Source organism: Xanthomonas sp. LF06-19, assembly GCF_034105425.1.
Taxonomy (GTDB): Bacteria; Pseudomonadota; Gammaproteobacteria; order Xanthomonadales; family Xanthomonadaceae; genus Xanthomonas_A; species Xanthomonas_A sontii.
On sequence record NZ_JAXGGH010000004.1, the window covers coordinates 352917 to 371787 of the forward strand.

Sequence of the window (18871 nt, forward strand, 5' to 3'; positions counted from 1 at the left end):
GCTCAGATCCCGGATACCTGCGGCCGGTGCAGGCGCACCAGCCGGTTGGCCAGGTTCAGTTCCCATGGCCGGTCGTAGCGCCGGTAGCGGTAGCGCCACGCGGCCAGCGCGCTGAGGCCGCGCTTGGCCCAGCCCGGCGAGCGCTGGTCCTGCGCGGTGGGATAGCGGCAGCCGAGCACGGTGACGAAATCGCGGATGCGCTGGCGCAGCGCATCGGTGAGCCAGGGCGCATCGGCGTGGCAGGCGTAGTCCACCCACTGCGGCTGCGCCCATTCCTCCGGTGTGCGCGGGAACTGCACCGGCACCCCGTCGCGGTCGAGCAAGGGTGTGCCGGCGCGGCGGCCGCGGTCCTTCTCGTGGCGGCTGCTGTCCGGCAGCGGCGTGTACACGTAGACGATGATTTCCGACTGCGGGTTGATCCGCTTCAGCTCGCGGATGAACTCGAAGGTCTGCTCGGTCTCACGCTCGCTGTCCTGCGGCGGCGCGACCATGAACGACAGCTCCGGAATCACCCCGTTGCGCCGGCACAGTTCGGCCACTTCCAGGGTCTGGTCCGGGCGCGTGCCCTTGCGGATCTCCTTGAGCATCGCCCCGCTCGGCGACTCGGCGCCGATGTAGGCCATGCGCAGGCGGCTCTTGCGCACCAGTTTCCAGGTGCTCTCGGACAGGTTGAGCAGCGCGTCGGCGCGGGCGTAGCACCACCACGGCAGTTCCAGCTTCGCCATCACATCCAGCAGCGGGATCATGTCGGCTTCGCGGTCGAAGAAGTTGTGGTCGAAGAACTGGATCGAGTCCGCGCCCAGGCCGTATTTCAGATAGCCCAGCTCGCGTTCCAGGCGGGCCGCGGTCGGCAAGGCGGTGGCGCCGCCGAACATCGCCGCCACCCCGCAGAAGGTGCAGCGGAAGCGGCAACCCAGCGCGGCCTGGTGCGAGGCGGTGCGGCGGCCGAGGAAGGTACGGCCGAGATAGCGGCGCGGTTCGCCGAGTTTCTCGTACGGCAGCGATGGCAGCGCGTCGCCGCGCTGGAACGCGCGGTTGCGGTTGTGCACCACGGCGCCGTCGTGCTTCCAGGACAGCCCATCGACCTGCGCCAGCGTCGGCCCCTCGCCACGCAAGGCGGCCAGCAGTTCCGGCAAGGTGTCCTCGCCCTGCGCGCGGATCGCGTAGTCCACGTACGGCGCGGCCAGCGCGGTGTCCGGGTACAGCGTGGGAAAATAGCCGCCCCACACGATCGGCAGCGCCGGGAAACGCGCACGGATGGCCTGCGACAGCGCGATCGACGGCGCCAGTTGCGGCCCGCCCATCACGCTGATGCCGACCGCATCGAAGCGCTGCTCCTGCAGCGCCTGCAGGCTGCGGTCGATGAAGTCGCGGTCGACGTTGCCGTCGATGATGCGGCTGTCGCCAGTGCGATCCAGCGCCGCCGCCAGGTTCAGCAGCGACAGCGGAAAGCGGGCGCTGGACGGCTTGGCGATGGTGGGATTGACCAGCAGCGTGTTGGGTGTGGAGGACATACGGGGCGAACGCAGGACGGGGGTCACGGCAGGCGCCGCAGGCGCAGCACCAGGGCCACCGGCACCTGCAATGCAGCGGGATCGAAATGGGCGCCGGCGGGGATGTCCGCCGGGTCGAGCATCGGTTCGCTGACCGCGTCGATGGCCAGACCGAGCGCGGCGCAGGCGGCGTGCCAGTGGCTGTACAGATGCTGGGTGTGGCGCACCGCGTAGCGCTGGCCACCGGCCTTGAAGTCGCGGCGCCAGCCCAGCGCCGGGCCGATCGGGTGCACGTCGCTGCACAGCACCCAACCGCCGGGACGGGTGACCCGGCGCAGTTCCGCCAGGGCCGGCGGCAGCTGCGGCAGGTGCCCCAGCGCCAGCGCGCACAGGCTCAGGTCGGCGCTGGCGTCGGCCAGCGGCAAGGCCTCCAGGCGGCCTTCGTGCAGCGTGTAGCGGCCGGTATCGACGTCGCCCAGTTCCTGCGCGGCGCGTGCCAGCATCTGCGGCGACAGGTCCACGCCGGTGACGTGGCCGGCGCCACGCTGCAGCGCATGCAGCAGGTAGCGGCCGCTGCCGCAGCCGGCATCTAGCACGTGCTGGCCGCGCAACGACGGCGGCAGCAAGGCCAGCATGGCGCGCTGCTCGGCCTGCATCACCGGGTTGTGCGCCTGCGCCGGGTAGCTGTCCGCCCACAGCGCATAGGCGGTCAGCGGATCGAGGGTCGGGATCGCGCTCATGCCGGGCATTCCTGCGACAGTTGTGTCGTGTGTGAACGCGGTGGCGCAACGTGAAGTTCCAGGCCCGGCTCCAGCGCGAGCAGCGTCGGGTCGGCCAGCTCCACTGCGAGCAGCTTGGGGGTCCCGTCCAGCGTCACCGGTACCGTGTCCACGCCGGCGGCAGCGAACCACGCGGCGAAATCTGGATCGGCGATCCGCGGCCGCCCGTCGCGCACCACCGCGCGCAATGCGCTGCGCGGCAGCCCGACCAGGCTGTTGGCAGGCGCCCCGCCACGGTCGGCGACGATCAGCAGATCGGCGTGTGCGCCCGGCGCCAGATGCCCCCGATCCGGCACGCGCAGGATGTCGGCCGCGGCGGTCGTGGCCAGGCGCAGTGCCTGGGTCGCGTCCAGGCCGTGGGTGGCGGCCAGGCGCAGATCCTCGAGCAGGTCGCGGCCGCCGCTGACCCGCGCATCGCTGCCCAGCGTCAGGCGCCCGGCCGCGCTCAGGCGCTGCGGATCGAGGGTGCGTCCGAGCAGGGTCAGGTTGCTGCTCGGGCACCACACCACCGCCGCGCCGCACGTGAGCACGCGGGCGACGTCGTCCGCGCCCAGGCCCACGCCGTGGATCAGCACCGTGTTGTCCGCCAGATAGCCGCGCCGCTCCAGCTCGGCGAGTTCGCCGGCGGCCACCGCGTCGGTACCTTCGGCCAGGTGGATCATCCACGGCCAGCCGGCGGCGGACGCCGCGGCGAAGCTCCGTGCCAGCGGCGGTCCGTAGTCGGGGCCGTGCAAGGTGTAGCTCCAGCCGAACTCGCGCAGCAGCGCCACCGGGAAGTCGGCCGCATCCAGCGCGGCATGCCAGGGATCGTGGTGGGCCACGCAGGTCACCCCGGCCAGAAGGTTCTTCAGCCCGCCATGGCGCAGCCGCAGCGACTTGGGCAGGGCCAGCGCGGCGGTCACCGCCGGCGTGCGGAAATGCGCGGCGAAGGCGTCGATCCAGGCATAGCTGTTGGCGAACGGCGCAGCCTGCGGCAGCGGCGGCACCGCATTGACGTGCAGATGCTCGTGGGCGTTGATCAAGCCGGGCAGCACCAACTGCCCGTGCAGATCGATGCGCAGCGCGGCCGGCGTGGCCGCCGCGGCGATCCGGCCGGCGCGCAGCGCCAGCGGCGCGTGCACCGCCCCACAGGCGTGCGCGACACGCGCACCCTCCAGGCAGAGGTCGATGGGGGCGGCAGACGCGGCCATGCTCAGCGCTTGCGCATCACGATCAGGAAGTGATCGCCCATGTCGCGCAGCAGCGGCCAGCCGCCGATGCGGTCGTCGAGGCGGCCGAGCGCCTCGCCCAGGCGCGGATGGCGCTGGTAGTGGTCGACCAGGTACGGCGGCGGCAGGCACAGGCTGAGCGCGCGGTACGACTCCAGCGCGAAGTGCGGCGCGAACGCGCGGTAGAACTCGCGTGGGAAGTAGTACCAGGTCCAGATCGTGTGCCCGTTCATGCCCACGGCGGTGGCGCCACGTGCGGCGCGCACGGCGGCACGGCGCAGGCGGCCGCGCAGCAGGTAGTGGCCCAGCTCCCACGGGCACAGGCGGCCGATCACCGAGAACACCAGGCGGCCGTCGCGGCGCAGCAGCCGTGCGCAGTGGCGCGCGACGTCGGGCAGGTCCGGCGCGCAGTTGAGCGGGCCGAAATTGGAGTACATGCCGTCGAACTCGCCGTCGAGCAGATCCAGTTGCTGGATGCCGACATGGGCCACGCTGAGCCGGCCGCGCAGACTGGGATCCTGCGCGCGGGCACGGGTGCGCTCCACCATCTGCGGCGACCAGTCGGTGGCCAGCACGCGGTAGCCGCGCTGGGCGAAGGCGTGCGCATCCAGGCCGGTGCCGCAGCCCAGATCGACCAGCCGCGAGCCGACCGGCAACTGCGTCGCCACCGTGTCCCACAGGGTGGTGCGCATGCGCTGGATCAGCGCGTTGTTGCCGCGCGGGCCGTCGTAATCGGCGGCCACGCTGTCGAAGGCGCGTTGCGTGTCCAGCAACCGCACCGGGTCCAGAGTGGTCGTGTGCGCCGTTGCACCCGCCTTGCCATTCGCTGTCACCTGCACCTCTCCACTGCCCTGCCCTTGTCGGAATCCGCGCGCATCGAGCACGCGGTACTGCAGGTAGGTGCGGCGGCAGCGCCGTTTGGTTGAATCGGCGAATTGCTGTTACGCGGCGGCGAGGCTCGCCCCTGCCCGCCGGACATGGCGGCGGCGCAGCGCATTGCGCGCCACCGCGGCCAGCACGCCGCCGCCGAGCCCGGCCAGCAGCGCCGCCGCCAGCACCAGCACCGGGTTGGGAAACGCCGCGCGCGGCGGCACGTAGGTCTCCCAGGGCGCCGAGGTGTCGTAGGTGTAGCGCGTGCCGAGCCGGCCGAGCAGATCCTCGCGCTCGGCCTTGAGGCCGCGCAGCGTGGTGGTCTTCTCCGACAGCAGCATGTTGCCGAGCAATTGCTGCTCGACGCTGCCGCGGCCTTCGCGTTGCTGCTGCAGCAGGCGCTCGCGCTCGGCCTGGGTCGCGGCGATGTCCGCGGCCAGCTCCTGCAGCCGCGCAGTGGCCTGCTGCAGCGGACCGGCCTGGATGCGCCGGTGCAGCGCCTGCAACTGCGCGATGGTGGCCGTGGCCAGTTGTCGCGCCTGCTGCGGCGATTGCGCGCGCAGGGTCAACTGGATCAGGTTGGCGTACGGGTCGGGATCCAGCTTCAGGCTGTCGCGGTACAGCGCGGCCTGGCGGCTGTCCAGGGCCACGCCGGCGCTATGCAGCACCTGTTCCTGGAACTGCCGGGTCTTGATCCGATCGATCACCCGCTGGAACGGCTCCAGCTTGGGGTCGCGCCCGGCCGGGGTCGGGCCGAATTCGCCGACCTGTACCCAGGCGGTCGCTTGCCACTGGCGGGTGGCGCCGTGCAGGAACAACGCCGCCAGCGCCAATGCCAGCAGCAGCGGCAGCAGGCACCAGCGCCATTCGCGCCGCAGGATCCGCCACAGGTCGAGCAGGTAGATTTCGTCTTGGGGCATGGCGGTGTCGGTCATGGCAGCGGGGATCTCGGGGAAACGGAAGGCAGGGCCGCGTCCGCGGCGGGCTCGCGGCGGTTCGGCAGCAAGGCGCTGCAGGCGTGCAGCAGCAGGCACAGCGCGACGAAGCCGGCATTGGTCCAGGTGAACGCCTGCGGCGCGAACGGCGACATCACGCAGGCGTAGGCGATGCGCAGGAACACCAGCAGGTTGAACAGCGCCACGCCGCGTCCGAGCAGACGCACGCTCCACAGCAGCGCCGCGTACAGCGCCAGCATCGCCACCAGCGCGGCACCGGGGCCGCCGGCCAGCAGGAACGGCAGGAACTCGGTGCCGACATTGATGTTCGGCGCATCCAGCGGGATGCCGGTCCCGGCCGTGGCGATGGAACCGCTGAGCGGCACCAGTTGGTTGATCAGGAAACTGGCGTTGGCGTAGCCCTTGCTGAGCAGCGCGCCGAAGTTGTACGGGCCGGCGCCGATGTACAGCAGCAGCCACTTGATGCCCTGCGGTGCGGCCCGGTACAGCGCGCCGAACGGCAGCGCCACCGAATCCAGCGAGCCGGAACGCAGCGTGCCCAACAGCGAGAACGCGGCGGCGCCGGCGCACAGCAGCGCCAGTACCCGTTTCCAAGGCAGCGGCCGCGTCGGGTGGCGGCGCAGCAAGAGCAACAGGCCGACGCTGAACACTGCCGCGAACAGGCGGTTGCGGTCGATCACCAGCACCGGGAAGGCGAAGCCGGCCAGCAGCAGCGCATTGCGCACGCTGCGCTCGCGCGCACACAGCAGTCCGATCGGCGGCAGGATCCAGCACATGTTCGACACATGCCGCACGTGCGCTTGCAGCGGGCTCAGGTCGGCGTAGGCGGAGGGGTTGTGCAGCAACGGGATCGGGAACAGCAGCAGGTCCAGCACGCAGAACAGCCCCACCGCCGCGGCCAGGCCGAGCGCGACGAAGGCCTCGCGCGTGCCGGCGTACTCGCGCGACCGGAACGCCGCCAGCGGCGGCAGGCGGATGCCGAGCAGCGCATCCAGGCCCAGCGTCGCCAGCGCCACGGCGGCCAGCAGTGCGATGCCGGCGAGATAGCCCAGCGGCAGGTCGAAGGTGAGCAGGGTCAGCGCGCAGCTCAGCAGCAGCGGCAGGCCGAAATACGCCGACGGCAGGCGCAGCAGGCGGCTCATCCGCGCTGGGCCAGCGTCGGTTGGCCGCCCTGGCGCAGCCGCGCCAACAGCGACAGCCACACATGCGCCAGCAGGTGTCCGCCCAGCGCCAGCGGGCTGCGCCGCAGGAACGCGATCTTGGCGGCGATGTAGTGTGCCTGCGCGTGCAGCAGGGTGCGGCAGGCCGGATCGAACAAGCGTGCGCGGCGCAACGCCACCTGCCGCGACTCGGCCAGGTTGGCCAGGCGGCTGGGCAGATGCCGGGTGCGGCTGGCGTTGTGGTCGTGCACGCGGTAGGCGCAGACCGCCACATCCAGGAAGCCCAGCGCGTCGCGCGCGACCAGGCGCAGGAAGAAGTCCCAGTCCTCGATGCGCAGGCCCTCGTCCCATTCGGCGCCCGGCTGCAGCGCGCTGCGCCTCACCAGCGCCACGGCCCCGCTCACCGCCCAGTGCCGGATCACCGCGCGGCGGATGCCGGCCTCGCTCAGGTACAGGCGTTTGTCCACGCCGTGCAGGTCGCGCATGCTGCTCTGGTGCACGGTGCGGCCCTGGCTGTCGACCACGATGGCGTCGCCGATCACCGCGGCCTTGTGCGGATGCGCGCCCAGGTAGGCCACCTGCACACCCAGCCCGCCGGGCAACAGGTAATCGTCGCTGGCGCCCAGGCGCAGGAACTCGCCGCGCGCCATCGCCACCAGGTGGTTGAGCGTGGCGGCGATGCCGAGGTTCTCGCGCGGCCAGAAGCGCACGTGCAATCTGTCGCCGTGCTGCGCGATCCACTCGGCGATGCGCTCGGCGGTGCCGTCGCTGGAGCCGTCGTCGACGATCACCAGTTCCTTGTTCGGGTACGGGTCTTCCAGCACGCTGTCCAAGCAGCGCTGCACGAAGCGCGCGTGGTTGTAGGCCGGAATCAGCACCGACACCAGCGGCAGCGTCGGCGGGGTGTGCGTTGCGTCCATCAGCCCAGTCCTCGCAGGTAGCGGCGCACCACCAGCATGTTGAACGCCAGGTACAGCGCGTAGTTGCAGGCGAACGCGTAGACCGCGCCGATCAGGCCCATGCGCGCGGTGAACAGCACCACCAGGCCGAGGTAACTGGCGGCGAACAGGCATTCGGAGAGCACGAACAGCCGCGTCATCGCCTTGGCCAGCATCAGGTAGGACAGCACGAAGGAGGCGATCTTGAGCACGTCGCCGAGCAGTTGCGGCGCGTACAGCGGCAGCGCGGCGGCGAAATCGGCCGAGAACAGCAGCCGGGTGATCCAGTCGCGGCACAGGTACACCGCCGCTGCGGCGAGGAGCACCGCCGGCAGCACGTAGCGGTAGGCACCGCGCAGTTCCTGCCACAGCGCCTGCCGCGTATGCAGCGCCGCCAGCTTGGGCAGGTAGTAGACGTTGATGGCGGTGGTGAAGAACAGCAGGTAGGCATCGGACACGCGGCTCACCGCCTGCCAGTAACCGACCTGCTGCCAGCCGAACTGGCCGGCCAGATGATCGCGCACGCCGATGTTGACCAGCAGCGGCAGCAGCGCCGAGGCCAGGGTCATGACCGAGAAGCCGGCCAGTCGCCGCACCATCGCCGGATCGAAACGGATGCGCAGCATCTCGCGACGAAAGTACGGGCTGCGTCGCAGCGCCGGGACGCCGGCGCACAGCCAGGCCACCTGCCCCAGCACCAGGCCCAGCAGTGCCCCGGACAGGCCCATGCCGTGCGCCAGCGCGGCCACCAGCAGCACGCTCAGCACCGCGCCGGCCACCTGGACGAAGGCCAGTCGGCGCACGTCCATGAAACCGTTGACCACCGCCAGGATGTAGTTGGCCAGCGCGATGCCAAGCTGCGCCACCGCCAGCACGCAGATCAGCGGCTGGTACTGCGCATCGCCGAGCAGGCGCTCGGCGATCAGGCGGCTGCACAGCAGCGCGGCCACGCCCATCGCGACCGCAGCGACGCAGGCGTACCCGAGTGCGCTGCCGAGCAGCCGGGCCAGTGCCGGTGCATCGTCGCGGTACTCGGCCACGTACTTGACCACGCCGGCGCCGATGCCGCCGCCGGCCACCACCGCCAGCAGCGACATCAGGCTGGTGAACTGGCCGAGCCGGGCGACCCCGGCCGGGCCGGCGTACACCGCCACCAGCTTCAGCACCAGCAACGCGGACAGCAGCTTGGCCGCAGTGGCCACGCCGCTGTACACGCCGCTGCGCAGCACGTTCATGCCGCCACATCCCCGAAACGCTGGCAGGCATCGATCACCTGCGCCACGGCCGCAGCGTCCAGCGTCGGGCCGATCGGCAGGCTCAACACCTCGGCACCCAAGCGCTCGCACAGCGGCAACTGCAGGGTGGCCAGTTCCGGATAGGCCGGCTGACGATGCGGCGGCGTCGGGTAATGCACCAGGCAGTGCACGCCCTGGGCCTGCAGATGCCGTTGCAGCGCGTCGCGCTGCGCGCAGCGCACCACGAACAGGTGCCAGGCATGCGCCGCCGGGTCGGCCACCTGCGGCACGGCGATCTGCGGATGCGCGATGCCGTCGAGATAGCGCTGGGCGATCGCGCGGCGCGCGGCGATATCGGCGTCCAGGTGGCGCAGCTTGACCCGCAACAGCGCCGCCTGCAGCTCGTCCAGGCGCGAGTTCACGCCTTGCACGAGATGCCGGTACTTGATGTCCGAGCCGTAGTTGCGCAAGACGCGTAGCTGCGCCGCAAGTTCGGCGTCGTCGGTGGTCACGGCGCCGCCGTCGCCCAACGCGCCCAGGTTCTTGCCGGGGAAGAAGCTGAAGCCGGCGGCATCGCCGAAGCTGCCCGCATGGCGGCCGTCGCGGCGCGCGCCGTGCGCCTGCGCGGCGTCCTCAAGCAGCAGCAACCCATGGCGCTCGGCGATGGCGCGGAGCGCGGCCATGTCCGCCAGCTGCCCGTACAGGTGCACCGCCAGGATCGCCCTGGTGCGCGGGCCGATCGCCCGCTCCACCTGCCCCGGATCCAGATTGAAGCTGGCCGCCTCCGGCTCCAGCGGCACCGGCCGCAGCCGGTTCTCGCTGATCGCCAGGAAGCTGGCGATGAAGGTGTTGCCCGGCACCAGCACCTCGTCGCCTTCGTGCAGCCGGCCCAGCGCACGGTAGCCGCGCAGGATCAGGGTCAGCGCGTCCATGCCGTTGCCGACGCCGATGGCGTGAGCGGTGCCGCAGTAGGCGGCGAACTCGCGCTCGAACGCCTCCAGCTCCTCGCCGAGCACATACCAGCCCGAATCGATCACCCGTGCCGCTGCGGCCTTGAGCTCATCGGCATAGCGTGCATTGCTTGCCCGCAGATCCAGGAACGGCACGCTGGCCGGCGGCAGGCTCATTGCAACTCCCAACGGTAGAAATCGTGAACCAACGCGCGCGCGCCGAAGCGCTCCTTCTGCTCGACCAGGCCGGCATTGAGCACCTGGCCCTGCTGCTCGGTGGAAATGCCTAGGCTGAGGAAGTCGCGCTGCGCGTAGACCTGCTCGATCAGCTCGGCCAGCAGCAGGCTCAGCGCATCGGTGCGGCGGCCCTGCTCCGAGCAGGCCAGGTATTGGGTGTGGACGACGTGGCCGAAGTCGTACACCAGCGTGCCGGCCAGCAGGTCGCCGCCGTCGCGGACTTCATACGGCACGATCTGCGCCGGGAAGCGCGCGCACAGCAGGCGCAGTTCGTCCAGGCTGTGGGTCGGACGCGCGTCGTGGCGTTGCAGGACCTCGCCCAGCAGCGCATGCAGCGGCGCCGGGTCGTCCACACGCTGCACGCGCAGCCCGGCGCGGCGCGCCTTGGCCACCGAGCGCTTGCGTGCGGCAGCGAAGCGCGGCGGCACGCGCAGCGGCACCGCCGAGGACAGGTCGCGACGGTAGAGGCGCGCATCCAACCGATGCAGCGCGTACAGATCCTCCTCCGCCGGACTGCGGTGGAACAGATGCGGCACCGCCTTGTACAGCAGTATGCGCACGCCGGCGTCGCGGTAATGCGCCGCGATGCGCTCGAACACTTCCAGCGTGGCCGTCGCGCGCAGCGCGTGGGTCGACACCAGACCGGCATAGCTGAGTCCGGCATGGCTGGTCACCACGTCGCCGTCGCGGTTGGCCGGGAACACCGCCACCGGCGTGCCGGCATCCTCGACCAGCAAGGAGGCATCGACGAAGCGCGCCGCGTGATACTCCATGTAGCCGCGCCGGTGCAGCAGATTGCCGTTGCGCGAGGCCTCCACCACCGCATCCCACAGCGGTGCGTCGGCCGCGGTGTAGGCCCTAACCGACAGCATCGTCATCCTCCCAGACGGTGCCAGCGGGCAGCACCGCCTCGGCCACGCCGAAGCCGTCGCGGCCCATGTCGTTGCCGTTGTAGAACAGCAACAGCCGCTCATCATGGCGGATCAGTGCCGGATAGCACAGCGTGCGCGCATCCCAGCCATCGGCCGACAGCGGCAGGCCCAGCGCCGCGTCGCAGCGCTGCCAGTGGCGGCCGTCGTCGCTGATTGCCATGCCCGGCAGATAGGCGCCAGCGCGGCTGCCGTGGGTGAAGTACATCAGATAGCGGCCATCGTGCCGGTACACCCGCGGGCGGCCGATACGGTATTCGTCGCCTTGCGGTTGCAGGCAGACGGTGTCCTGCCGCGGGACCGCCTGCAGGTCGTCGGTCTCCACGCAGCGGATGTGGTAGCGCGGATACGGCGTGCCGCCGAGCCATTCCCAGTCGTCGCCCACCGCGTACCAGAGCTGCCAGCGGCCAGAGCGATAGCGCGCCGAATGCACCGCGGCGATGGTGCTGCGGCCCGGCGCGCGGTCCAGCAGCGGCGTGTCCTGGCGGCGCTGGAACGTGTCGCCGCCGTCGGTGGACACCGCCAGGCCGGTGAAGGCCAGGAACTTGGCCTTCGCCACCTGCTGGAAGCCGACGTAGAACATGTAGAGACCGTCCGGCCCGTGCACCACGTCGCCGAGGATTATGCCGTTGTCGTCGAAACAGCCGGCACGGCCGATGTCCAGTACGGGGGCTGCGCTGACGCCCAGCACCCGGGTCGGATCGTCGGCGCGCACGTCGACGTAGCCGATGCGGCTGACGCCGGCGTCGTCGCGAAAGCCGGCGTAGATGCGCAGACGCTCGGCATCCAGGCGCAGCGGCGTCGGCGTCAGCGCCGAATGCCGCATCCAGCCGCCGACGCCATCGCGTGCGGTATCGAAGACAAGACCACGTTTGTGCCAGGCGAACATGTGCCTCACAGGTCCACGTCGAAGCTGGACTTGCCGGCCACCGCCCGCGCCGGCGCACCGACGTAGATGCGTCCCGGCTCGGTGTCGCGGGTCAGCAGCGCGCCGGCGCCGATCACGTTGTCGGCGGCCACCTTGACCCGGTCGCTCAGCGTGGCGTTGACCCCGACGAAGCTGCCCGCGCCGATCTCGCAGTAGCCGGAAATCACCGCATGCGAGGCCACGAACACGTGGTCGTGGATCACCGTGCGGTGGCCGATGTGGTTGCCGCTCCACAGGATGCAGTTGGCGCCGATGCGGGTGAACGGCTGCAGCACGTTATGCTCGAACACGAAGCAGTGCTCGCCCAGTTCCACGTTGCGCCAGACGAAAGCCTGCGAACTGACGTAGCTGGCCATGCGGTAGCCGCGACGCTTGGCGTCCAGGTAGAAGCGCGTGCGCAACCGGTTGAGGCCGCTGGCGGGAATCGCCACGAACACCTCCACCTGCGACGGCGGATAGCGTTGCTCGAGTTCCTCGTAGGCCACCACCGGCAGGCCGGCCAGGGTCGGCGTGGACAGGTAGTCGCGCTCCACGCTGAAGGCCAGCACGGCGTAGTCGCTGTCGTGGGTGAAGTATTCGCAGGCGATCTGCGCCAGTTCGCCGGCGCCGACGATGACCAGGGGACGTGCCATGGCTTCAGGCCTCCTGGCGGCGCAGGCCCGCGGCTTCGCGCAGGAACTCGTCGTAGTCGAAGATGTAGTCGGTGGGATCGTAGGCCTGGTCGGCGAGCACCATCAGCACGCAGTCCTCGCTGAAGTCGTAGAGATCGCGCCAGACCATGCTGCCGAGCAGCAGGCCCTGCCGCGGATCGTCCAGCACCACCTGCATCGGTCCACTGCCGTCGTCGAGCAGGAACGACACCGAACCGTGCAGCGCCACCGCCAACTGGTTGAGATGGCGGTGCGCGTGCTGGCCGCGGTGCACGCCGTTGCGGGTGGCGAACAGGTAGTACACGCGGCGGATGTCGAAAGGCACGTCGCGCTGTTGTTCCAGCGCCACGAGCTGCCCGCGCGCATCGCCGTGCGTCCGCAACTGGATTCGTTCGATTGCCATCAGAGTGCCCGACCGGGCTCCACATCGGAGTGTCCAGGCTGAGTGCCGCGGGTCTGCGGAAAGGTTGCGCGAGGCCGACGCGCCGCGCGACGCAACCTTTCGCCGCAGCGCCGGCACCCATCGACGCAACAGCTGCAGCGATGCCCCCGGCATGGCGCGGCGCCCCACCTCGTCGCCTCCAAGGACACCGCGTACCACCATGACCTCGCCCACGCCGGCCGCTCCGAAACCACCTGTGTCCCCTGCCGCCGCGCCGGCCGCCTTGCCGCGGCCGATGGTGTGGCTGCACTGGCTCACCGTGCTGTGCCTGGTGCTGGCGGCGGGGCTGATCCTGCTGCGCGAAGAGATCGAAGGCCGCATGTGGCGGCAGTGGCTGCTGGAAGGCCACCGCCACTTCGGTCTGTTCGTGCTCGGCCTGTTCTGCCTGCGCGTCGTGCTGCGGATGCGCCTGGGCAAGCGCCACGACCCGGAGGCCGGTTCGGCGCTGATGCGCCTGCTGGCCGGCGCCACCCACGTGGTGATGTACGCGCTGCTGCTGACCCTGCCGGTGCTGGGCTGGGCGCTGAGCCAATCGATGGGCAAACCGGTGCATCTGTTCGGCGCGACGCTGCCGGAGCTGGTCGCGCCCGATCCCGATCTCGCCGACACCCTGGGCGCCTGGCACGTGGACGCGGCCTGGCTGCTGCTCGGCCTGATCCTGCTGCACATCGGCGCGGCGCTGTGGCACCACCTCGTCCGCCGCGACGCGGTGCTGCAACGGATGCTGCCGTTCCTGCGCCGCCGCTGAGCCGCGTCTCCCTCCCCCGTTTGCGTCCGTCGCCGCCCCCACCCGCCCGCCAAAGGACTTTCCGCATGCACCAGGCCCCGTCGTCCCCCTCCACCTTCTCCCGCAGCGACAGGACGCGCGGCGCCGAGCAGGCGCTGCTGTGGTCGGCGCTCGGTTCGCTGCTGCTGGTGCTGAGCCCGCGCGCGGCCGCGGTGCCTGCATTCGCGCGGCAGACCGGCTCGTCCTGCGCCGACTGCCACATCGGTGCCTACGGCCCGGCGCTGACCCCGTACGGCATGCGCTTCAAGCTCGGCGGCTACACCGACAGCGACGGCAACGGCACCAAGATCCCGGTCTCCGCGCAGCTCACCGCCACCCGCAGCGTGCCGGCGCGCGGCGAGAGCCGCACCCGCTTCAGCGAAGCCGACCTGTACCTGGCCGGACGCATCACCGACAACGTCGGCGGCTACGTCAAGGTCGCCAGGACCAACAACGGCAAGAACGACTACACCACGCGCCTGGACAACGTGGACCTGCGCGCGGTGGTCAAGAGCTTCCAGCTCGGCGGCAAGGACACCCTGCTCGGCGTCAGCGTCAACAACAATCCCGGCAGCCAGGATCCGATCGGCATGCTGCCCAACGCCTCCGGCCTGGGTCCGGCCTCGGCCTATGCCAGTTCGACCACCCTGCTCAACCAGTCGTCGCTGTCCAACCGGGTGATCGGCACCAGCGTCTACGGCCTGTACGACCGCAACTGGTACGGCGAGGTCGGCACCTACACCGCCCTGCCGGTGTCGACCCAGGACGATCTCGGCTACGCCATCGGCGGCGATCCCGGCAAGCTCAGCGACACCGGCTACCTGCGCCTGAGCTACATGAAGGACCTCAAGCGGCAGTTCTTCTCCGCCGGCGTCGTCGCGCTGACCACGCGCCGGCAGCTGCCGCGCAGCACCGGCCCGCGCGACGACTTCACCGACCTCGGCTACGACCTCAACTATCAGTTCCTGGGCACCCGCGAGCACATCCTCAAGCTCGGCTACCTCAACATCTACGAGCGCCGCCGCTACGGCAGCGCGTTGATCGACCCGACCAACCCGGCCCTGGCCGGCCCGCGCCGGGCCAGCGTGCGCGACCAGTCGATCAGCCTCAACTACACCTACAAGCAGAGCTACAGCCTGCTGCTGGCGCACTTCATCAACACCGGCTCGGACGATCCGTTCCGCTACCGCCCCTACGGCGCGCCGGACACCACCAGCAACCTGATCAGCGCCTCGTGGGCACCGTTCGGCAAGGACGACAGTTACTCGTCGATCTCCAACCTGCGCCTGTCCGCGACCTGGTTCCGTTTCAGCAAGTTCAACGGCAGCACCGGCAACGTGTTCGGGGCCATCCCGGTCACCCGCCCGCGCGACCTCAACCAGTTCGCGCTGAGCCTGAGCCTCGCTTTCTGATTCCCCCGCACGGAGCTTCCCCCATGAAACGCACCCATGCCCTCCCCCTGCGCACCCTGCTGGCCGGCCTGCTGCCGCTGGCCGCCGTGGTGGCGCCGTCCGCACGGGCCGCCGGCGGCATGCCCGGCGCCGGCGTGTTCGCCAGCGAATGTGCCGAATGCCACAGCGCCGCGCCGGCCAAGAACAAGAAGGGCCCGACCCTGTTCGGCGTGGCCGGGCGTCGCGCCGGCAGCGTGCCGGACTACGCCTATTCCGACGCGATGAAGCAGAGCCAGTGGACCTGGAGCGACGACAAGCTGCGCAGCTACCTGTCGCAACCGGCGTCCAAGGCCCTGCCCGGCGGCAAGATGAAGTACGACGGCCTGGACGACGCCAAGCAGTTGCAGGACCTGATCGCCTACCTGCACAGCCTGCATTGAACTCGCTGCCCGATCCGGTCATATTCGGCGCCCGACGGGCCGGCCAGCGTGCCGCGCCCGTGCCCGATTCCTGACCTGCGAGCATCGAGTCACCGTGCGTTTTTTGCCTGCCGTCCGCGGTGCCTCGTCCCGGCCACCCGCCGTCGCCCAGCGTTGCAGGACGGGTACCGCGGCCCGGCGGTCAGTGCATCCGTGCGCCGGCGCGACGCTGGCCCTGGCGCTGGCCGCCCTGCACGCCCCGGCGGCGACGGCCGGCGACATCGGCGGCGCCGCCGGGATCAGCTCGCAACTGGTCGACCGCGGCATCGCCGTGACCCGCGCTACCCCGACCCTGCAGGGCGCGCTGTTCTGGCTGCCGGCGCCGGGCTGGTCGCTGAGCGGCTCGGCCAGCGTGGCGCTGGACGCGCCGGGCACGGTGCTGATGAGCAGCGTCGGCCTGTCGCGCAGTTGGACCGTGTCCGACAGCTGGCAACTGCAGGCGGAGGCGCTGCTGTACCGCTACCCCGGCGCGCGCGCCAACCGCCTGTTCAACCGCGACGAGGTCAGCCTGGGCTGGAGCTACCGCGACCGCCTGAGCCTGTCGCTGGCCGCCTTCCGCATGCCCGACAGCGGCCTGCAGCAGCGCTGGTACGGGGCGCTGGACCTGACCGCGCACCAGCCACTGACCGGCCCGCTGTCGCTGTCGGCCGGGGTCGGCGTCAGCCAGGCACCGCCGACCCTGTACGGACTGGAGTACACGGCGCACTATCGCTACGGCCACGCCGGGCTGATCTGGAACGCCGGGCGCTGGAGCCTGGAGGTGGACCGTGTGTTCAGCAACGCCCGCACCGGCTATGCCGACCGCGGCCTGTGGCCGTGGGTGGCCAGCGTCTCCCGCAGCTTCTGAGGCGAGCGCAACCTTTCCGTGCCGCCCCGGCACATACCGGTGCCCGTTGCCACACCTGCCCCCATGAACGACACCGACCTGCTCGGCGATGCCACCGACCGCATGCTGCTCCGGCGCATGGCCGCCAGCGACCGCGAGGCGCTGACCCGCCTGTACCGCGCCTACCACGGGCGCCTGTGCCGGTTCCTGTCGCGGCTGACCCGGCGCCCGGACATCATCGAGGAAGCGATCAACGACTGCTTCTGGATCGTCTGGCAGAAGGCCGGCGACTTCCGCGGCGATTCGCAGGTCTCGACCTGGATCATGGGCATCGCCTACCGCTGCGGGCTCAAGGCGATCCGCCACCACAGCGACGACGCCATCGACGACGGCGTGGCCGCCGAGGACCACGCCGCGGCGGCCGACCCGGACGAGGACCGCGAGCTGCGCGACTGGCTGGGCAAGGGCCTGGAACGCCTGTCGGCCGACCAGCGCCTGGTGGTGGAACTGGTCTACGGCCTCGGCCACAAGCTGGAAGAGGTCGCCGCGATCATGCAGTGCCCGGTGGGCACCATCAAAGCCCGGTTGTTCCATGCCCGGGTCAAACTTCGCAACGTGTTGCCGGGATTGGCCGGCGATGCGTCCACGCTGACGGAGAGCGCGTGATGAAAACGGGCTTCAACGAGCCGGGCAACGAGTGCGCGCATGCCTGGGACCTGATGCCGTGGGTGCTGCAGGACAGCGCCACGGAAGCCGAAAACGAGTGGCTGGTCGCGCATCTGGCCAAGTGCCGGCACTGCAGCGCCGAGTTCGCCCAGCAGAGCCGCCTGCGCATGGCCATGACCCTGCCCAGCGACGTGCCGGTGGACGCCGAGGCCGGGCTGCAGCGCCTGCTGCAGCGCCTGGACGCGCCGGTTCCGCAGGCGCCGCCGCAGCGCGGCCGCGCCAGCTGGACCACGCGGGCGCTGGTCGCCGCCGCGCTGCTGCAGGCGGTGGGCCTGGGCGTGCTGGGCATGCGCCTGTCCGCCGAGCACGAGCGCAGCACCGCCTACCGCACCCTCAGCGATGCCGCGCAGCCGCTGGCGGCCGACGCGATCCGGGTGGTGCCGGACGCGCGCATGACCCTGGCCGACTGGGACGCGCTGTTGCGCAAGCTGCAGCTGCGGGTGATCGGCGGCCCCAACGCCGCCGGCGCCTACACCGTGGTGCCGACCCAGGCCGGGTCGCCGGCGCAGCCGCAGCGCAGCGTGCAGCAGTTGCGCGCCACCGCCGGCATCCGCCTGGCGGAGCCGATCGCCGCGCCATGAAGCTGCGTCTCGCCAGCCTGCTCCTCGCCTGCCTGGGCCTGGGCGCCTGCGCCCACGCCGCGCCGGCGGCCGTCGCCGATCCGGCGCCCGCCACGGACGCCAAGGCGCCCAGCCTGGATCCGTCGCCGGCGCTGGACAGCGAGCGCCAGATCGTCCTCGCCGTGGCCAACCCGATGGCCGCGCCGAGCCGCCACGCCGGCTCCAACCTGCTCGGCTACGCCTCCGCCCGCTACTACGGCGCCGGCACCCAGGCGGTCGCCACCCTGGACGCGCTGAACAAGCGCTACGGCCTGCGCCAGGTCGCCGGCTGGCCGATCAAGGCGCTGGGGCTGTACTGCGTGGTGCTGGAGCCGGCGCCGGGCAGCGACCGCACCGCGCTGCTAGCGCAACTGGCCAAGGACGACCGGGTGGCGCTGTCGCAGCCGCTGCAGGACTTCGGCACCTATTCGACCGACAGCCAGGCTGCGGCCGCACCGGCGCAGCCGCTGCGCTACAACGATCCCTACGTGGACATGCAGCGCGGCTTCGCCGCGACCAACGCGGCCACCGCGCAGGCGCTGAGCCAGGGCCAGGGCGTGGACGTGGCGATCGTCGACACCGGCGTGGACACCGCGCACCCGGACCTGCGCGGGCGCCTGCGCAACACCCGCGACCTGGTGGCCGCCGACCCGGGCGCGTTCAACCGCGACCACCACGGCACCGAGGTCGCCGGCATCATCGCCGCCGGCAGCAACAACCACCTCGGCATCGTCGGCATCGCACCGAAGGCGATGCTCGACGTGTACAAGGCCTGCTGGTATCCGCAGCGCCCCGGCGCCGGCGCCGGCTGCAACTCCTTCACCCTGGCCAAGGCGCTGGCGGCGATCGGCGACACCCGCACCCGCATCATCAATCTCAGCCTCGGCGGCCCGGCCGACCCGCTGCTGCGCAAGCTGCTGGAACAGCTGCTGCGCGATGGCCGCATCGTGGTCGCGGCGATGCCGCCCAACGGCCGCATGGACGGGTTTCCCGACGGCATTCCCGGGGTGATCGTGGTGCGCAGCAGCGCCACCGCCCCGGCGCCGGCGGGCGTGCTCAGCGCGCCGGGCGAGGACATCCTCACCACCCAGCCCAACGGCGGCTACGACTTCACTTCCGGCTCGTCGATGGCCACCGCCCACGTCAGCGGCGTGGTCGCGCTGCTGCTGGCGCTGGCCCCGCAACTGGACGCGCGCAGCGTGCACGAGCTGCTGCTGCGGACCAGCCGCACGCGCGACGGCCTGCTGCAGGTCGATGCCGCCGCCGCCGTACAGGCGTTGCCGCGCAGCGCGCCCCTCGCCCGCTGAAG

General features: G+C 71.1%; 20 protein-coding genes. 7 read left to right on the forward strand and 13 right to left on the reverse strand.

All coding sequences use genetic code 11. The annotated features are described in order from the left end of the window. Window positions 1–2: 2 nt before the first annotated feature. From SLW55_RS10810 to SLW55_RS10870, 13 genes are all read right to left on the reverse strand, one after another. Window positions 3–1514, reverse strand: coding sequence for a radical SAM protein (locus SLW55_RS10810; RefSeq protein WP_320695281.1), 1512 nt, complete (start codon window positions 1512–1514; stop codon window positions 3–5). Window positions 1515–1537: 23 nt separating this feature from the next. After that, on the reverse strand, window positions 1538–2233 hold the full coding sequence (locus SLW55_RS10815; RefSeq protein ID WP_267123823.1) for a class I SAM-dependent methyltransferase: 696 nt from the start codon (window positions 2231–2233) through the stop codon (window positions 1538–1540). Beyond that, the gene (locus tag SLW55_RS10820) at window positions 2230–3462 is read right to left on the reverse strand and encodes an amidohydrolase family protein (protein WP_320745114.1); all 1233 of its coding nucleotides are present in this window, start codon (window positions 3460–3462) and stop codon (window positions 2230–2232) included. The genes SLW55_RS10815 and SLW55_RS10820 overlap by 4 nt, the downstream gene beginning before the upstream one ends. Before the next feature lie 2 nt (window positions 3463–3464). Further along, entirely contained in the window at window positions 3465–4313 is an 849-nt protein-coding gene (locus tag SLW55_RS10825; RefSeq protein WP_295916196.1) for a class I SAM-dependent methyltransferase, read from the reverse strand. A 108-nt stretch (window positions 4314–4421) separates the two neighbouring features. Then, on the reverse strand, window positions 4422–5270 hold the full coding sequence (locus tag SLW55_RS10830) for a Wzz/FepE/Etk N-terminal domain-containing protein (RefSeq protein ID WP_320745117.1): 849 nt from the start codon (window positions 5268–5270) through the stop codon (window positions 4422–4424). An 11-nt stretch (window positions 5271–5281) separates the two neighbouring features. Then, a complete protein-coding gene (locus tag SLW55_RS10835) occupies window positions 5282–6448 on the reverse strand; it encodes a hypothetical protein (protein ID WP_320745119.1) in 1167 nt (388 codons plus the stop codon). After that, window positions 6445–7386, reverse strand: a complete 942-nt coding sequence (locus tag SLW55_RS10840) for a glycosyltransferase (protein WP_320745121.1) — start codon at window positions 7384–7386, stop codon at window positions 6445–6447. Before SLW55_RS10840 ends, SLW55_RS10835 begins: the two co-directional genes overlap by 4 nt. Further along, window positions 7386–8639 (reverse strand): O-antigen translocase, encoded by a 1254-nt coding sequence (locus tag SLW55_RS10845; protein ID WP_267094099.1) that lies wholly within the window; start codon window positions 8637–8639, stop codon window positions 7386–7388. The genes SLW55_RS10840 and SLW55_RS10845 overlap by 1 nt, the downstream gene beginning before the upstream one ends. After that, entirely contained in the window at window positions 8636–9766 is a 1131-nt protein-coding gene (locus tag SLW55_RS10850; protein WP_320745122.1) for a DegT/DnrJ/EryC1/StrS family aminotransferase, read from the reverse strand. Before SLW55_RS10850 ends, SLW55_RS10845 begins: the two co-directional genes overlap by 4 nt. Next, on the reverse strand, window positions 9763–10698 hold the full coding sequence (locus SLW55_RS10855; protein ID WP_320745123.1) for a GNAT family N-acetyltransferase: 936 nt from the start codon (window positions 10696–10698) through the stop codon (window positions 9763–9765). The genes SLW55_RS10850 and SLW55_RS10855 overlap by 4 nt, the downstream gene beginning before the upstream one ends. Then, complete coding sequence (locus SLW55_RS10860) at window positions 10685–11644, reverse strand: hypothetical protein (protein WP_320745124.1); 960 nt, start codon at window positions 11642–11644, stop codon at window positions 10685–10687. The genes SLW55_RS10855 and SLW55_RS10860 overlap by 14 nt, the downstream gene beginning before the upstream one ends. Before the next feature lie 5 nt (window positions 11645–11649). Further along, complete coding sequence (locus SLW55_RS10865) at window positions 11650–12315, reverse strand: acetyltransferase (RefSeq protein ID WP_295916175.1); 666 nt, start codon at window positions 12313–12315, stop codon at window positions 11650–11652. Window positions 12316–12319: 4 nt separating this feature from the next. Continuing rightward, on the reverse strand, window positions 12320–12736 hold the full coding sequence (locus tag SLW55_RS10870; protein WP_017909879.1) for an FdtA/QdtA family cupin domain-containing protein: 417 nt from the start codon (window positions 12734–12736) through the stop codon (window positions 12320–12322). Between the two features lie 274 nt (window positions 12737–13010). On the opposite strand from SLW55_RS10870, the gene SLW55_RS10875 reads away from it, so the two are divergent. The 7 genes from SLW55_RS10875 to SLW55_RS10905 all read left to right on the forward strand — a co-directional run bounded on the left by SLW55_RS10875 (window position 13011) and on the right by SLW55_RS10905 (window position 18869). Continuing rightward, window positions 13011–13523, forward strand: a complete 513-nt coding sequence (locus SLW55_RS10875; RefSeq protein ID WP_320745128.1) for a cytochrome b/b6 domain-containing protein — start codon at window positions 13011–13013, stop codon at window positions 13521–13523. A 65-nt stretch (window positions 13524–13588) separates the two neighbouring features. Continuing rightward, the gene (locus SLW55_RS10880) at window positions 13589–14953 is read left to right on the forward strand and encodes a cytochrome C (RefSeq protein WP_295862676.1); all 1365 of its coding nucleotides are present in this window, start codon (window positions 13589–13591) and stop codon (window positions 14951–14953) included. 23 nt (window positions 14954–14976) lie between these two features. Beyond that, a complete protein-coding gene (locus tag SLW55_RS10885; protein WP_267099838.1) occupies window positions 14977–15372 on the forward strand; it encodes a c-type cytochrome in 396 nt (131 codons plus the stop codon). A 184-nt stretch (window positions 15373–15556) separates the two neighbouring features. Next, window positions 15557–16258: a hypothetical protein gene (locus SLW55_RS10890; protein ID WP_267085313.1), complete on the forward strand. Its 702-nt coding sequence runs from the start codon at window positions 15557–15559 to the stop codon at window positions 16256–16258. Window positions 16259–16321: 63 nt separating this feature from the next. After that, a complete protein-coding gene (locus tag SLW55_RS10895; protein WP_017913785.1) occupies window positions 16322–16903 on the forward strand; it encodes a sigma-70 family RNA polymerase sigma factor in 582 nt (193 codons plus the stop codon). Continuing rightward, window positions 16903–17544 carry a zf-HC2 domain-containing protein gene (locus SLW55_RS10900; RefSeq protein WP_150409100.1) on the forward strand — a complete coding sequence of 214 codons (642 nt, stop codon included), beginning with the start codon at window positions 16903–16905 and terminating at the stop codon, window positions 17542–17544. Before SLW55_RS10895 ends, SLW55_RS10900 begins: the two co-directional genes overlap by 1 nt. Beyond that, on the forward strand, window positions 17541–18869 hold the full coding sequence (locus SLW55_RS10905; protein ID WP_295964437.1) for a S8 family serine peptidase: 1329 nt from the start codon (window positions 17541–17543) through the stop codon (window positions 18867–18869). Before SLW55_RS10900 ends, SLW55_RS10905 begins: the two co-directional genes overlap by 4 nt. Window positions 18870–18871: the final 2 nt, after the last annotated feature.

Coding starts and splice junctions, on each gene's coding strand:
- SLW55_RS10820 (WP_320745114.1), bottom strand. CDS start 3,462: ATGGCCGCGTCTGCCGCCCCCATCGACCTCTGCCTGGAGGGTGCGCGT.
- SLW55_RS10815 (WP_267123823.1), bottom strand. CDS start 2,233: ATGAGCGCGATCCCGACCCTCGATCCGCTGACCGCCTATGCGCTGTGG.
- SLW55_RS10840 (WP_320745121.1), bottom strand. CDS start 7,386: ATGGACGCAACGCACACCCCGCCGACGCTGCCGCTGGTGTCGGTGCTG.
- SLW55_RS10880 (WP_295862676.1), top strand. CDS start 13,589: ATGCACCAGGCCCCGTCGTCCCCCTCCACCTTCTCCCGCAGCGACAGG.
- SLW55_RS10850 (WP_320745122.1), bottom strand. CDS start 9,766: ATGAGCCTGCCGCCGGCCAGCGTGCCGTTCCTGGATCTGCGGGCAAGC.
- SLW55_RS10905 (WP_295964437.1), top strand. CDS start 17,541: ATGAAGCTGCGTCTCGCCAGCCTGCTCCTCGCCTGCCTGGGCCTGGGC.
- SLW55_RS10860 (WP_320745124.1), bottom strand. CDS start 11,644: ATGTTCGCCTGGCACAAACGTGGTCTTGTCTTCGATACCGCACGCGAT.
- SLW55_RS10885 (WP_267099838.1), top strand. CDS start 14,977: ATGAAACGCACCCATGCCCTCCCCCTGCGCACCCTGCTGGCCGGCCTG.
- SLW55_RS10875 (WP_320745128.1), top strand. CDS start 13,011: ATGGTGTGGCTGCACTGGCTCACCGTGCTGTGCCTGGTGCTGGCGGCG.
- SLW55_RS10895 (WP_017913785.1), top strand. CDS start 16,322: ATGAACGACACCGACCTGCTCGGCGATGCCACCGACCGCATGCTGCTC.
- SLW55_RS10830 (WP_320745117.1), bottom strand. CDS start 5,270: ATGCCCCAAGACGAAATCTACCTGCTCGACCTGTGGCGGATCCTGCGG.
- SLW55_RS10900 (WP_150409100.1), top strand. CDS start 16,903: ATGAAAACGGGCTTCAACGAGCCGGGCAACGAGTGCGCGCATGCCTGG.
- SLW55_RS10845 (WP_267094099.1), bottom strand. CDS start 8,639: ATGAACGTGCTGCGCAGCGGCGTGTACAGCGGCGTGGCCACTGCGGCC.
- SLW55_RS10855 (WP_320745123.1), bottom strand. CDS start 10,698: ATGCTGTCGGTTAGGGCCTACACCGCGGCCGACGCACCGCTGTGGGAT.
- SLW55_RS10810 (WP_320695281.1), bottom strand. CDS start 1,514: ATGTCCTCCACACCCAACACGCTGCTGGTCAATCCCACCATCGCCAAG.
- SLW55_RS10865 (WP_295916175.1), bottom strand. CDS start 12,315: ATGGCACGTCCCCTGGTCATCGTCGGCGCCGGCGAACTGGCGCAGATC.
- SLW55_RS10835 (WP_320745119.1), bottom strand. CDS start 6,448: ATGAGCCGCCTGCTGCGCCTGCCGTCGGCGTATTTCGGCCTGCCGCTG.
- SLW55_RS10870 (WP_017909879.1), bottom strand. CDS start 12,736: ATGGCAATCGAACGAATCCAGTTGCGGACGCACGGCGATGCGCGCGGG.